Genomic DNA, 14,956 nt, shown 5'->3' with positions numbered 1-14,956 from the left:
CCCCTACCCCCCCTACCTCCCCTCCCCCCCCTACCTCCCCTACCCCCCCTACCCCCCTGCCTCTCTTCCCCCCCGCTCCCCTTCACCCGTCATTTTTGGGTTGACAGACTACTAGTGCAGCATGGCAAAAATAACTCATCATTAAAAGTTCCTAGAAAGCTTATATAATTTGCTTTTTTAATTTTTAATTCGGCCTTGCAGCATTGGAGTTGTGCATCACTAATTCATTTAATTTTTTAGGTGTTTGCGTAGTATATCGCAGATAAGGATAATAAAAGTGGTTCAAACTAGTCTAAATCCCAATATAAATTCAGCATCAGAAACAGAACCAGGTTATGGACAAATGTTTGCAGTAATTCTGCGAAGATTTCCCTGGTTATTATTAGTATTGCTCAGTTCTACGGCTATTGCTGGCATCATTACATTAAAAACTCCACCCAGCTTCAAAAGCACCATGCAATTGTTAGTAGAGCCTAACTATCAAGGCAAGAAAGAAACAGATAACACTGAAAGTCAATTTACTGATGCTAATGTGGAGGTAGATACAGCTACTCAATTAAACTTGATGCAGAGTTCTGGACTGATTAAAAAAGCAGTTGATAGACTTAAAACTGAATATCCAGACTTAACTGTAATGGATTTGAAAAAATCCTTAGTCCTCACTCAAATTAAGACTCCAGAGGATAATATTGCTACTAAAATATTTCAAGTTGATTACACCGATAGCGATCCAGGAAAAACTCAGAAAGTCCTCAAAACAATTCAGCAGGTTTATTTAGAATACAATAAACAACAACAAGATTCACGCCTACAAAAAGGTTTACAAGTTATCAGAGATCAATTAAGAAAAGCGACTGATGAAGTAACCGCTTCCGAAGCAAATTTACAAAGATTTCGCAGAAGTCAAAATTTAATTGATCCAGATGCTCAAGCTAAAACCGTAGAGATAGCTTTAAATACTGTCCAACAGGAACGACAAACAACTCGTTCCCAGTATGAAGAAGCCTTAGCAAAGCAAAAATCTTTGCAAACACAACTGAACCGTTCTCCACAAAATGCCTTAGTTTCTTCTCGTCTGAGTCAGTCTACCCGCTACCAAGGCTTACTCAATGAAATCCAAAAAACAGAACTGGCTTTAGCACAAGAACGTTTACGTTTCACAGATGATACTCCCAGCGTTCAAAAATTATATGAACAACTGCAAAGTCAAAAGCAACTTTTACAAAAAGAAGTTAGCAGAACTTTAGGAGAAAAAACCAACTCTACCTTTAATTCTGGAGACAATCTTTTAGAACAAGGACAACTAGGACAAATTGATCTTAATCTCACAGGTCAATTAGTAGAAACCCAAACAACCATCGTTGCATTAACCGCCCGCGATCAAACCTTAGCAGCCAAAGAGAAAGAATTACAAGCCGACCTCAAGCGGTTTCCTTCTCTATTGGCTTATTACAATCGCATCCTGCCTCAACTACAATTTAGTAGAGAAAGATTAGAACAATTATTAAGAGCAGAACAAAAATTACGCCAAGAACTTTCTAAAGGTGGATTTAATTGGGAGGTAGTAGAAGAACCCCAAGAAGGTCTTCATACTGGTCCTAACATGAGACAAAATCTCTTATTAGGAGGAGTAATTGGGTTAATGTTAGGAGGACTTGCTGCCTTTATTCGTGAAGCATCTGATGACGCTGTACATACCACTGCGGAATTAGAAAAACAAGCTGCTCTCCCATTATTAGGAACAACTCCTAAATTGCCACCTCCCAAACCCAGAGAATCCATGATAAAATTGCCATTTGGCAAGCCAGAAGTTCTTGCACCTTGGACAATTCAAGTATTACAATCTTCTCCCCGTTGGGAATCACTTGATCTCATTTACAAAAATATTGAACTACTCAATAAAGTCTCAGATTTAAGATCATTAATGGTGACATCAGCATTACCAGATGATGGTAAATCAGCTTTGGCATTAGGTCTAGCCATGAGTGCGGCTCGCCTACATAAAAAAGTCTTACTAATTGATGCCAATTTACGCGATCCTAATCTGCACAAACAGTTAAATCTTCCTAATGAACAAGGACTTTCTAGTTTATTAGAAAGTGAAGTTAATCTACCTAATCAGATCAGTGTTCCTTACTCTGGGTCGTCTTACATTGATATTTTAACAGCCGGACCAACTCCGACCGATCCTGCTCATCTTTTGAGTTCTCCCCGGATGATTCAATTAATAGCTGCATTTGAAGAAAATTATGATTTGGTAATCATAGATGCCCCTTCCGTTCTTGGGTTAGTAGATGCTATGCTCACGGCATCATCCTGTCGTAGTGTGGTGATGATGGCAAGTATTGGTAAAGTGACCCGCACCCAACTTAATCAAGCCACAGGGATGTTGAGTAGGTTAAATCTGATTGGGGTTGTAGCTAATGGCGTATCTCCATCTGATAGCACCTATGTACCTTATGTAAAACCAAAACAATTAGTTTTACAACCAGCAATGGAAGAATAAAGCAGAATATTTGCTGACTATTTAACCCACAAAAATATATTGACCCCTGCATTAGACAGGGGTTTTTGTGTTGACTATTCAAGATCAATTAAGTAGTGCTGTATCAAATATTTTACCCCTCCCTAACCCTCCGCTTATAAAGGGGCTATCGTGTACACACAAGTTAAATTACCCCCCTTAAGTTCCCTGTTCCCTCTCTCAACGAGTGAATTTAATTTTGTCCGACTACTTACCACCTTTAAAACATTTTCTAAGGGACTTCCAATTAAAAAAATACCCAAAAATTTCTTGTGGTGCGGGACGAATTGCCCGCTAATCATCAAAGACGGGCAGGATGCCCATCCCACAAAATTGGGTAATTTATTTTTTGGTGTTCCCTAAGAGGAGAGGGAAAAGGAATAATATTTAATACTAGAGAGGCTTAAAACTCTGATTTTATGCTGCTAAAAACAAACCAATATGCCCCTCTCCAACGCGGAGAGGGATTGGGGTGAGGTTCAGTTCAATAACTCCTACGTCGTCACTCGTCACGCTACGCTATCGAATTCACGTCTAATTAGGGTTAGATACTTGTTGGTTAAATGTATTGAGTTTTGTTTATAAATCTCTGCTAAAAAAATGATATTATTTGCTTTTTCAATTTTCAATTTATTACTGTAGTATGTTGGCAAATGACCATTTACTATACAAAATATTTTTGTTGTATTACTAATACAATTCACATTTATTTTTATTTACTTAATAAGTAGTTTATGATATACTTTGCAAGTATAAAACAAGGTTTATTTTTATTTAGTTACGATTAATTCATTTCACCATATCTTAATATTATAGAGAAGAAAGTAATATTTATTTAAAGAGTGAATAAAGAAGTTGTTTCTTGATGATTTATTTATCGAGAGTCTTATATTCTAGAGATTGAAACCCATCATCAAAATCTCCAGGACGAAACCGAAGTAATTTTTCAGGGTTGCAAAAAGTTAGTATCTTCTCTGAGATGACTACTCTTGATCATAAATCCAAGTGTCCCTAATTTTCTGTTGTCATATTTAATCATTGCTATAGGACTCCTATACAATACTGTTCGGTCAAGAAAATATTAATTTTCTAATGGTAAATATTCAGTCAATCTTTTACTAATTTATCGCTGTTAATATATGCCAATTTCAGTCATTTCTAGTCTAAATAGTAACTCTATTGTCCCCCAGCAATCTGAAAATTTTAACTTCCTATCATGCTCATTAAAATGGCGCAGAGGAAAATTATTAGTAAAAGCCTCTGAAAAATTCTCACAACCCCATTTAGCTGCACTAGAAAATGAAGAATCTTTAATAGAATGTTTAAAACATTCTCCAGTTAGTTTAGTCAGCATAGATCCCAAAATTGGTGATTCTTTATTAAAAGTTTGGGCAAATGCTTGTCAAAAAGCTAATAAGCCCATATTTATGAACATTTCTGGGCATCAAAAATTGCCAAAGAAAGGTAATCAAATTTTCAGAACTTTACAAATAATAATTGATTGGACTTGGGCTTTACTTTTGCTGTTATTTATGAGTCCAGTCATGCTCGGAGGATTAATAACTATGCAAATATATTCCCCCAAATTGCTGTTTAATTATGAGTGGTATGTCGGAGAAAATGGGCAACTTTTTCAGATTATTAAGTTTAGTTCTATGGCTAAACAGGAAATGACAGATTTGAACATTATTTTAGGTACATTCATTTTGAATAATTTATCTAATGTATTGAATATATTGCAGGGAAAATTTTGTCTAATCAATAATCGTTGTTTATCTTTGGAAAGTGCAGTTAAATTAAGTTTAGAATCACAAAATAACAAATTAAACAAGCAAAACAAATTCAGCGATGTAAATAGTGAGACAGAATTAATTACACAATGTCATTGCGTTAGCAAAGCGTGGCGTTAGCCATATGGAACGAAGTGAAATGAAGCAATTGTAAGGGTTGTGATTGCTTCCCTTCGCTCGCAATGACTGTAAATATTTTTGTTCAATTACTTATCGTAAATAGATGGGAAGGATCAACTGCTTATACTTGAGAATAAATCTATTGGCTCTGTGTTTTCAAGCATTTTTATCTAATTGATGAATACTTCCTGTTCTCATATTGATGACTATGAATTATGTAGCTAATTAAAAAATAAGAAATATCATGCAAACAGCGATTTGTACCGTATTTGAAAAAGACTACCATTATGGTGTGGGGGCTTTGGTAAATTCCCTGTATTATCATGGTTTTCGAGGCATAATTTGGGCTGGTTATCGTGGAAATACACCACATTGGGCTAAGGAGCTAAAAACAGAAAATGGTTATCAAGAGTTTTTTGTAGGTGAAGGTTGTGCAATCCGATTTGTCAAACTAACAACTCCAAAACATTTAGGTTTTTATAAGCCTAATTTTATGTCCCAATTATGGGAAAATTATTGCCCAGATATTGATGCCTTATTTTACTTTGATCCTGATATTGTCAATAAATGTGAGTGGGATTTTTATGAAAATTGGGTAAGTCGAGGAATTGCTCTTTGTGGCGATTCTTGGTATCTTGTGCCGGCGAATCATCCGAGACGGTTAGCATGGAAAGAATTTGCTGAAAATAATGGTTTTGCTTGTGAGCGCGAGTTAGATTATCACTACAATAGTGGCTTCATTGGAGTTCATAAAAACTACAAATCTATCTTGAAAATTTGGCAGAAACTAGAAGAATTGGGTGAAATGGCAGGATATGCCAATTTAAAGGATCTTTATAACGGTAATACCTTTAATCATTATCCATATCTGTATGGAGATCAGACTTATTTAAACTTAGCATTGATGCTAACTAATTATCCTTTGAGTACCGTTGGACCAGACGGCATGGATTTTGTTCCTGGTGGTACTATTATGTCTCACGCCACAGTCCCACATATTAAACCTTGGCGCAAAAAACTACTCCTCAGTGCTTTAGAAGGTAGTTCTCCCACCATAACTGATAAATTATATTGGCGACATAGCCAAACACCTATTCAATTATATTCAATACCAAAAATACTATGGCAAAAATTTGAAATTCTCTGTGGTTCTGCTCTTGGTCGTTTTATTCGTCGCGCTCCTATGTAAGCATATTAATTTTTTTGAGATTGGTGCTTCTATACTTAATTATCAAAATTATCGGTCAAAATTTTTATGGATTCCAAATTTCTACCGTCAACTATGAAAATATTGCAAGCTACAAGTTTGTGGCAAAATAATCGGGTAATATTACGAGAATTTAAACACTTTCGAGTTGTGGCTATTTTAGCTATCGTATTTTCGGCTTTAGCTGCAAGTTTTGAAGGGTTTGGTTTAGGATTTTTGCTGGTGTTCCTGCAAAGCCTAACTACTCCTGGTTCTGAACCTGTGAAAACAGGGATAGAGTGGTTTGATATTTTGATTTTAGGAATTAATGGTTCAGCAACAGAGCGATTATATCGAATATCTGCTTTAATTGTTGTTACAACCTGTATGCGGGCATCCTTTAATTATATAGGACAGATTTGCATCCAGTTTAGTGAAATCAGTTTAGTAGATAATCTGCGTAAACGAATTTTTCAACAGTTAGAGGCTCAAACTCTCAATTATTTTAGTCATAAGAAATCTGGAGAATTAGTTAATATTCTTACCAGTGAAATGGAGAGAATTAGACAAATTTTTGGTGGACTAGCTTTTTTAATCACTAGAAGTTTTACACTGATTGTCTATTCTATTTCTTTGTTTATACTTTCCTGGAAACTGACTATAGTTTCTATTTTACTATTTAGTCTTTTGGCGGTAGCATTATCTACCTTAAATAAACAAATTAGAGAACGTAGTTTTGCGATTACTTCCGCTAATGATAATTTTACTGCTAGGGTGCTAGAGTTTATCGAAGGTATTCGCACAATTCATGCTTTTTCTACTCAAGAATTTGAGCGAAATCGGTATTATCAAGCCAGTGAAAAAATTGTTAATACTTGGAAAAGTGTTTATTGGATTTCTTTGATAGTTAAGCCTTTAGCTGAGAGTATATCTACGCTAATTCTAATTGGTATGATTATTGTGGCTTTAAGCACAGGATTAATGAAAGTTTCAGCTTTGTTAACTTTCTTTTTTGTCCTGTTCCGCATTATCCCTATGACTCAAGATTTGAATGGGGTAATGGCTTTTTTAAGTACCCAAGCGGGAGCAGTGGAAAATATCAAGGAGTTGTTAAAAACTGACGATAAAATCTATTTTCAAAATGGCGCACTCAGATTTTCTGGTTTTAGAAGATCAATTGATTTAGTGTCTGTAGATTTTGATTATAGTCTTAATCAACGAGTTTTACATAATATTACTCTCTCGATTAAACAAGGGGAAATGACGGCTTTAATCGGTTCATCTGGGGCTGGTAAAACCACACTTGCAGATTTAATTCCTCGCTTTCATGATGCTACTGACGGCTATATTTATATAGATGAAGTTGATATTCGCAAATTTGACATTAACTCTCTGCGTTCTAAGATAGCAGTTGTGAGTCAGAATACTTTTATTTTTAATACTTCTGTTTGGAATAATATTGCTTACGGGACACCAACAGCTACAGAAGCAGAAATCAAAGAAGCTGCACGATTGGCAAATGCTTTAGAATTTATTCTAGAAATGCCGGAAGGTTTCGATACGCAATTAGGAGATAGAGGTGTGCGGTTATCAGGTGGACAAAGACAAAGAATTGCGATCGCTCGCGCATTGCTGAAAAACCCCGAAATCCTGATTCTAGATGAAGCTACAAGTGCCTTAGATTCAGTGTCTGAGCGGTTAATTCAAGAATCCTTAGAAAAGCTATCTGTTGGTCGCACAGTAATTGCGATCGCTCACCGTCTTTCTACTATAGCTAAAGCAGATAAAGTTGTAGTTTTAGAACAAGGAAAAATCGTAGAACAGGGAGCATATCAAGAGCTACTTCAACAACGTGGCAAATTTTGGCAATATTATCAAATTCAAAGTGAAGTGAGATAAACAATAATTCAAAAGTTAATTAAATGCTCATCTATGTCAAAAATTAATTCTCACTGATGATCGAAAGAGAGTCATGTTGTTGGTTTTTAGGAACAAGGAGTACAAAAAACATGGGACATGAACAGTTAACTAACTTTAATGGCAAAATATATTTTTTCTGTTTACCTAGAGGAGAAACTGAAAAAGAAGATCAGTTTCAGCATTTGCTTATTTGTTTAGCAGAAGGTTTTCGAGAACTGGGGATATCCTTTGTCTCGAATATCAATTACTGGCAAGAGTCAACGGAAAAACAAAAATATCTCTTTCGTCATGATCCAAATATTACAACCGATGATTGTTCTATTGTAGTATTTAGTAATAATTGGTTTAATAGCAAATATCCTCTGCCAGATAATTTATTTCATGCAGGACGAAAATATTTAACTGTTTATTTGGATGGTAATGATAACGATAAAGATTATCATAAATTACCAGAATACAGACAATTTGATGTCATTCTCAAAACCCACTTCAATCAACACCTGAATTATCTAGATAACTTTTATCCCTGGTCTTTTGGACTGAGTAACCGAATCTTACATGAATTGAAAGAAATACCAAATTTCCAGGATAAAAAAAGACAAATACTCATTAATTTTCGACATTGGCAAACTGGTCATCCCGTCAGAAATTTAAGTTCCAGTCTATTAATGCCAAAAATTAGTAATATTTTGCAAATCAATAATACTGTTGATAAGCAAGCTGAATATCCAACTGAACCCTATCATTATCTTCACTGGTTACAAACTGGTAAACGCCACTATCCAAGTTACTACAACCGCCTCAAATATTCAACTGCCTGTGCTTGTTTTGGTGGTTTTTTTGTCACTGCTTGGCCTAAAAATTCAGGTGGTTTAATTAATCAGAATATTCAGCGGGTAATAAAAAAATTGAGGTTAAAGTCAAATACAATTTTGCAATGGGATAGTTGGCGATTTTGGGAATCTTTAGCGGCAGGGTGTGTGACATTTCATGTGGATTTTAAGAAATATGGAATTGCTTTACCTGTAATGCCAGAAAATTGGCAACATTATATTGGTGTAGATTTAGATAATGTCCAAGCCACAATAGATAGAATTTTAGAAAATTCCGAAATTCTCGAATATATTGCTCAAGAAGGGAGAAGTTGGGCAATTGAAAATTATAGTCCTGTACCTACAGCTTTGCGTTTTTTAGAGATAGTTTCCCAAAAAGAAACAAACATTTCCCATAGTTTATTTTCTCATCCTCCAAGCAATGTTAAATATTAACTCCTCCGAACCTTTGGTGAGCGTCATTATCCCCACCTATAATCGCCTAGAATACCTGAAACAAGCCATTAATAGTGCTGTTAACCAAACTTATCAAAATCTAGAAATTATTGTTTCTGATAATTGTAGTTCTGAGAATCCTCAAGCACTAATTGAATCATTTCAAGACTCACGGATCAAATTTTGGCGACATGAGCAAAATATTGGGATGTTAGCTAACCAGTTTCATGGTTTTAAAATTGCTACAGGTAAATATGTGGCTAGTCTCCATGATGATGATATATGGAATGAGGATTTTTTATCTAAACTTGTCCCCAATTTAGAAGCAAATCCCGATTTAATTTTGGCATTTTGTGACCAATATATTATAGATGGTGATAGTAAAATTAATGTGGCTGCCACTGAAAATAATACCCGCAGTTATAAACGTGATCAAATCACTCCCGGAGTTCATAAAAATTTTACTCAAATTGGCTTAATTGATAAAAGTATTCCCACTGCGGCTGCTTGTGTAATCAGAAATGGTGTGCTTAATTGGGATAATATTCCTTCAGAGGTTGACGGAATGTGGGATTTATATTTAACTTATCTTTGTTGTATTTCTGGCTATGGAGTTTACTATGTTCCTGAAAAATTAACCAAATATCGAGAGCATGAACAAACTGATACTATGCTTAGTGGTAGTCGCAATGTTCAAGCAAAAATCCGTAAAGGTAAAAGTGAGATATTCTGTTATCAAACTTTTATGGAAGATCAACATTTACTAGAATTTAATTCCTACTTTAAAACCAAATGGTTAGAAGCTAATACAACTTTAGGAATTGGCTTATTACGAGATCAAAAAATTACAGATGCTCGCCGTTATTTTTGGCAAACTTTAAGTGAGCAAAAATTCAATTTACGAACTTTAGTGGCTTTAATTATTAGTTTTATTCCTACCAATCTAACGAATAAAATTTGGAAAATTTCCTAATTTATTCAGAGGGAACAAGGAACAGAAAAAACTGGCGTTGCTGAATCGAGGTATGAAATTCCCAAATTGAATCTTTAAAACTCAAACCTCAGTGCGTCTTTGCGCCTTTGCGTGAGACTAAAATTCATACCCTTAATCAGCAACGCCTCTATTCCCTGTTCCCTTTTTTTTGTAAATCACAAGAGGTTATCAGTGAAAATTTGTATTGTTACCCACAAAATCAGAAAAGGTGATGGTCAAGGTAGAGTTAATTATGAAGTAGTTCAAGAAGCCATTCGTCGTGGTCATGATCTGACATTATTAGCTAGTGAAATTGCCCCAGAGTTAGCCGAAAATAGTGCTGTTAATTGTATTTATATTCCAGTAGAAGGGTATCCTACGGAATTTATTCGCAATTTTATTTTTGCTCAAAAAAGTGCTGATTGGTTGCGTAAAAATAGAGCCAACTTAGATTTGATTAAGGTAAATGGCGCGATTACTATGGGGGCAAGTGATGTGAATGCCGTGCATTTTGTACATGGTTCTTGGTTGAAATCGCCTGTGCATATTTCCCATAACCGTAAAGATTTGTACGGGTTATATCAATGGTTATTTACTGCGGCTAATGCTTATTGGGAAAAACAAGCTTTTCGGAAATCTAAAATTATTATTGCTGTCTCAGAAAAAGTTGCCCAAGAATTAGTAAATATTGATGTACCTCGTTCACAAATTCGGGTTGTTGTTAATGGTGTAGACTTACAAGAATTTGCTCCTGGTGTCAGTTCTCGGACGGAATTGGGATTGCCTGAGAATGTTAATTTGGCATTATTTGCAGGTGATATTCGCATTTCTCGTAAGAACTTAGATACTGTACTTCATGCCTTAGTAAAAGTTCCTGAATTACATTTAGCAGTTGTCGGTGGTACTCAAGATAGCCCTTATCCGGCAATGGCAAAGGCATTAAATATTAGTAAAAGAGTGCATTTTTTAGGTTATCGCCGTGATATGCCCCAAATTCAACGGGCATCAGATTTATTTGTATTTCCATCCCGTTATGAACCTTTTGGACTTGTAGTGATTGAAGCGATGGCTTCAGGTTTGCCCGTGATTACCGCCACTACTACTGGTGCGGCTGATTTAGTTAATCCCGACTGTGGCATCGTTTTAGACGATTGTGATGACGTTAATGCTTTAGCCGATGCGCTTGGGTTGTTAAATAGCGATCGCTCACTGCGTCAACAAATGGGTAAAGTTGCCCGGACTATTGCCGAACAACATAGCTGGTCAACAATGGCACAAACCTATCTAAATATATTTGAGGAGTTAATCACCCATGAGAAACACAGTTCTCATCCCCACCTATCGCCGTCCTCAAGACCTAGCCCGCTGTCTGAAAGCACTGCAACAGCAAACTAAATCAGTTGATCAGGCGATCGTTGTCGTCAGAGATACAGACACAGAAACCCAGCAATTCCTCCAACAATTTCCGCCCCACCTCCTCCCCTTACAGATTGTCACCGTCACCCAGCCCGGAGTCGTCGCCGCCCTCAACGCCGGACTGGCACAAGTACAGGGAGACATTCTTTCCATCACTGATGATGATGCCGCCCCCCACCCGGATTGGTTAGCAAAAATTAATACTCACTTCAGCGTTAATTATGCCGTTGGTGGCGTTGGTGGTCGTGATTGGGTGTATCAAGGAGACAAACTCGAAAATGGTTCTCGTCCCATAGTTGGTAAATTGCAATGGTGCGGGCGCGTCATTGGCAACCACCACTTAGGAATAGGCGCACCCCGTGAAGTTGATGTTCTCAAAGGTGTGAATATGAGCTTTCGTACCCAAGCGATCGGTAAATTGCGATTTGATGACAGAATGCAAGGAACAGGCGCACAAGTACATTTTGAAATGTCCTTCGCCCTCACCCTCAAGCGCACTGGATGGAAAATAATTTATGATCCCAGCGTTGCAGTAGATCACTATCCCGCCCAAAGATTTGACGAAGATCAACGCCACAACTTTAACGACACCGCATTAATTAACCTAGTCCACAACGAAACCTTAATTTTATTAGAACATCTTTCGCCCCTGCGTCAAATTATATTTTTATCCTGGTCAATTTTAGTTGGCACAAGAGAAAGTTTAGGAATATGTCAATGGCTGAGACTATTTCCCCAACAAAAAGAAATCGCCAGTAAAAAATTGCGAGCATCTTTACAAGGAAGATGGTTAGGATATCAAAAATATAGAAACATAAAAAAACACCATCTTAGTTATTAACTAACCCAACCCATATCCCCGACTTCTTCAAGAAGTCGGGGATCTATCTCCTAACTAAACTTTTTATAGAATAATCAGATCAAAATGATTTCCAAACCAACACTTTTCAATACAGTTTTAAAAGAACAATTTTCTCCCCAAGATCGATCAGCCCAAAGTTGGATTATCATTCTTGCTTTTATCCTCCTGATCACAGCTTGCTACTTTACCAGTACAGGCAGTTTGCACTTTGTTTTTTCCGCCAGTGCCTTTCTAGTCGCTGTATTTTTGTATTTACGGCATCCCATCCACTATATTGGTTTCACTTGGTGGATTTGGTTCCTGACCCCTATAATCACTCGTTTCGTTGACTATAAAGTTGGCTGGGACCCCACCAGACAAATGTTAATTGCACCTTATTTAGTCGTATTCCTGACCATATTCACCTTTTTCAAACATCTACCTAGCAGTCTTCGTCAAGGGGGACTGCCATTTCTTTTAGCAGCCATAGGAGTTTGTTATGGATGTTTAATAGGTTTAATTTACAATCAACCACTCCCTGTAGTTCGGAGTTTTTTAGATTGGTTAAGTCCCATAATTTTTGCTTTTCATTTATTTTCTAACTGGCGAGATTATCCCACTTATCGTCAACATCTGCAAAGAACATTTATTTGGTGTGTACTCATCCTGGGAGCTTACGGTGTCTATCAATTTGTTGTCGCTCCTCAATGGGATAGATATTGGCTAATTCAATCGAAAATGTTTACCAGTGCTGGACACCCAATTCCTTTTGGAATGCGCGTCTGGAGTACATTACACTCACCTGGTCCATTCGGAACTGTCATGCAAGCTGGTTTACTATTATTATTTACCAGCACTGGTCCGTTAATTTTCCCCGCTTCTGCTGTGGGTTATTTATCATTTTTACTTTCCCAAGTGCGGACAAGTTGGGGCGGTTGGTTGCTAGGAATAGTTATGATTTTTGGTTCAGTAAAACCCAAAATTCAAATGCGATTAATTACCATAATTTTAGTAATGTCAATCTGCGTTATTCCCTTAGTGACTATCGAACCGCTTTCTAAAGTTATTACCACTCGATTTGAAAGTTTTTCCAATCTCGAACAAGATGGTAGTTTTAGAGATAGATCCGCAACTTATGACAGAAACCTGAATTTAGCTCTTTCTAATGTTGTCGGTAACGGCTTTGGAAATATCTGGAAAGTGAATGAAAAAACTGGACAGATAGAAGTCATTGTTATTGATAGCGGCATTTTAGATATGTTTTTTACCTTGGGTTGGATTGGTGCTATACCCTATATTAGTGGGTTAGTATTAATGCTAATTACCGTTAGTAATTATACAGAAGGTCGTTTTGATAGTTTTCTTAGTGCTGCCCGCGCTATTGGTATCAGTTCTTGCGCCCAGTTAATTATTTATAGCGGGATGCTGAGTATTGCAGGGATGATTATGTGGGGATTTTTGGCAATGGCTATGGCAGGTCATAAATACTATAGCAGACCACAGAGTTAAATTAAAACCCCTTCTTAGAGTTTAAAAATTTTAGATTTTCACATTTTATTGATAAATTGTGATAAAATTTAGTACAAATATTTTCTGTCTGAAAAGTAGTTAAACTATTAAACAAGAGGTGAAATACCATGTTAAAAATACAACCTCCAACTGTAATTGATTTTCAACCAGCAATTGCTGCTAAAGATAAGGATGATAAATCTATTTTGATGATAGATGTGAGATTTTCAGGTATGTATTCTTCCCCGGATCTTAATATCTTAAAAATGGAACAATACCAGCATATTCCTTTTTTAATGTTTGTTAATTCTAATGTCATGAGAATCTTTAAGAGTCCGACTTTTGTAGAAGTAGCAAGATTGGACACGAAAAAGGTTTTAGAACATTATGATGCAGGCAGTATTGAAGGCATCATCTATCAATCTACTTTAATAACTTTAACTCAATCATGGTTAAGAGATTTAGCTTATCATTGGAAAAGTGAAACCCCTCCTTACATTGAGGAAATGAAGAAAATTGGCTTATTTACTCTTTTGTTTGATGGTACAACAGAGGAGTTAGACTTATTATGATTATTATTTATTTGGAAACTAATTCATAAGTAAGATATTTTGTGTTACAATACTTACATTGCTATGGTTATATTAATATTCATTTGAGGTTAAGTAATGAAAGCTTTTGAAGTCATGGGAAAAGTTGATGAAAAAGGTCAATTATTATTAGATAAACCTTTAGAAATTTATACATCTAGTCAAGTGAGAGTAATTATCCTTGTATCAGATGACATTGAATCTGATCTTGATGATACTTCGGTTCTGGAAATTAAAGCAAGTTTAAAAACAGCATTACAAGAAGCAAAAGCAGGAAAAAGAATCCCTTTAGAGAAAATGTGGGAAGGAATTGATGCAGAATGATTCTTTCTTAATTAATATTGATTTAACTCCTGAATATCAGATAAATTTAAAACATTTAGCCAAAAAATACCGAAATATTCGTTCTGATACTCAATCTTTCATTACAGAATTGCAAAAAGGAAATTTATTAGGAGATAGATTAACTGGTTTTAATGAAGATGTTTATATTTATAAAGCTAGAGTCAAAAATAGTAATCTTCAAAAAGGTAAAAGTGCTGGTTATCGGGTAATTTATTTACTTGAATCAGAAACCAGCATTTTATTGTTAACAATTTACAATAAATCTGAACAAGAAGATATTACTGATCATGAGATTAATTCTATTTTAGACGAGTTTTATAGAGATGAATAAAAAACGCCAATAAGAGAAATAATAAATGTTGGGTTTCGTTACCTCAACCCAACCTACTTGCTAATATTCAACAGATATTAGCTAATTCGGGAATTAATTATTTTAGTAAAATCTCTAATTTAGAAGAATGGTTAAATAAACAA

12 protein-coding genes are annotated in these 14,956 nt (G+C 35.8%); all 12 read left to right on the top strand.

What is annotated here, in order from left to right; genetic code table 11:
- The first annotated feature begins 277 nt into the window (after positions 1-277).
- The 12 genes from FJR37_RS07000 (at position 278) to FJR37_RS06945 (ending at position 14,813) form a co-directional block, all read left to right on the top strand.
- Positions 278-2,506, top strand: coding sequence for a polysaccharide biosynthesis tyrosine autokinase (locus tag FJR37_RS07000; RefSeq protein ID WP_168465641.1), 2,229 nt, complete (start codon positions 278-280; stop codon positions 2,504-2,506).
- A 1,157-nt stretch (positions 2,507-3,663) separates the two neighbouring features.
- Entirely contained in the window at positions 3,664-4,434 is a 771-nt protein-coding gene (gene hepC, locus FJR37_RS06995; protein WP_039203855.1) for a heterocyst development glycosyltransferase HepC, read from the top strand.
- Positions 4,435-4,678: 244 nt separating this feature from the next.
- Positions 4,679-5,623, top strand: coding sequence for a hypothetical protein (locus tag FJR37_RS06990; protein WP_168465640.1), 945 nt, complete (start codon positions 4,679-4,681; stop codon positions 5,621-5,623).
- Between the two features lie 66 nt (positions 5,624-5,689).
- Complete coding sequence (hepA, locus tag FJR37_RS06985; RefSeq protein ID WP_168465639.1) at positions 5,690-7,519, top strand: heterocyst formation ABC transporter subunit HepA; 1,830 nt, start codon at positions 5,690-5,692, stop codon at positions 7,517-7,519.
- A gap of 110 nt (positions 7,520-7,629) precedes the next feature.
- Entirely contained in the window at positions 7,630-8,808 is a 1,179-nt protein-coding gene (locus FJR37_RS06980) for a glycosyltransferase family 1 protein (protein ID WP_168465638.1), read from the top strand.
- Positions 8,795-9,781: a glycosyltransferase family 2 protein gene (locus FJR37_RS06975; RefSeq protein ID WP_168465637.1), complete on the top strand. Its 987-nt coding sequence runs from the start codon at positions 8,795-8,797 to the stop codon at positions 9,779-9,781. Before FJR37_RS06980 ends, FJR37_RS06975 begins: the two co-directional genes overlap by 14 nt.
- A gap of 192 nt (positions 9,782-9,973) precedes the next feature.
- Positions 9,974-11,176, top strand: a complete 1,203-nt coding sequence (locus FJR37_RS06970) for a glycosyltransferase family 4 protein (protein ID WP_039203851.1) — start codon at positions 9,974-9,976, stop codon at positions 11,174-11,176.
- On the top strand, positions 11,094-12,038 hold the full coding sequence (locus FJR37_RS06965; RefSeq protein ID WP_168465636.1) for a glycosyltransferase family 2 protein: 945 nt from the start codon (positions 11,094-11,096) through the stop codon (positions 12,036-12,038). Before FJR37_RS06970 ends, FJR37_RS06965 begins: the two co-directional genes overlap by 83 nt.
- An 84-nt stretch (positions 12,039-12,122) precedes the next feature.
- Entirely contained in the window at positions 12,123-13,547 is a 1,425-nt protein-coding gene (locus FJR37_RS06960) for an O-antigen ligase family protein (protein WP_039203848.1), read from the top strand.
- 128 nt (positions 13,548-13,675) lie between these two features.
- Positions 13,676-14,119 carry a hypothetical protein gene (locus FJR37_RS06955; protein ID WP_168465635.1) on the top strand — a complete coding sequence of 148 codons (444 nt, stop codon included), beginning with the start codon at positions 13,676-13,678 and terminating at the stop codon, positions 14,117-14,119.
- Between the two features lie 96 nt (positions 14,120-14,215).
- Positions 14,216-14,461: a hypothetical protein gene (locus FJR37_RS06950; protein WP_039203847.1), complete on the top strand. Its 246-nt coding sequence runs from the start codon at positions 14,216-14,218 to the stop codon at positions 14,459-14,461.
- Positions 14,451-14,813, top strand: a complete 363-nt coding sequence (locus FJR37_RS06945; RefSeq protein ID WP_039203845.1) for a type II toxin-antitoxin system RelE/ParE family toxin — start codon at positions 14,451-14,453, stop codon at positions 14,811-14,813. The genes FJR37_RS06950 and FJR37_RS06945 overlap by 11 nt, the downstream gene beginning before the upstream one ends.
- Positions 14,814-14,956 lie beyond the last annotated feature (143 nt).

The organism is Aphanizomenon sp. UHCC 0183, assembly GCF_009712065.1.
GTDB classification, from domain to species: domain Bacteria; phylum Cyanobacteriota; class Cyanobacteriia; order Cyanobacteriales; family Nostocaceae; genus Dolichospermum; species Dolichospermum heterosporum.
Note: the sequence above shows the minus strand (reverse complement) of the source record. Positions and strands in the feature narration are given on the sequence as shown.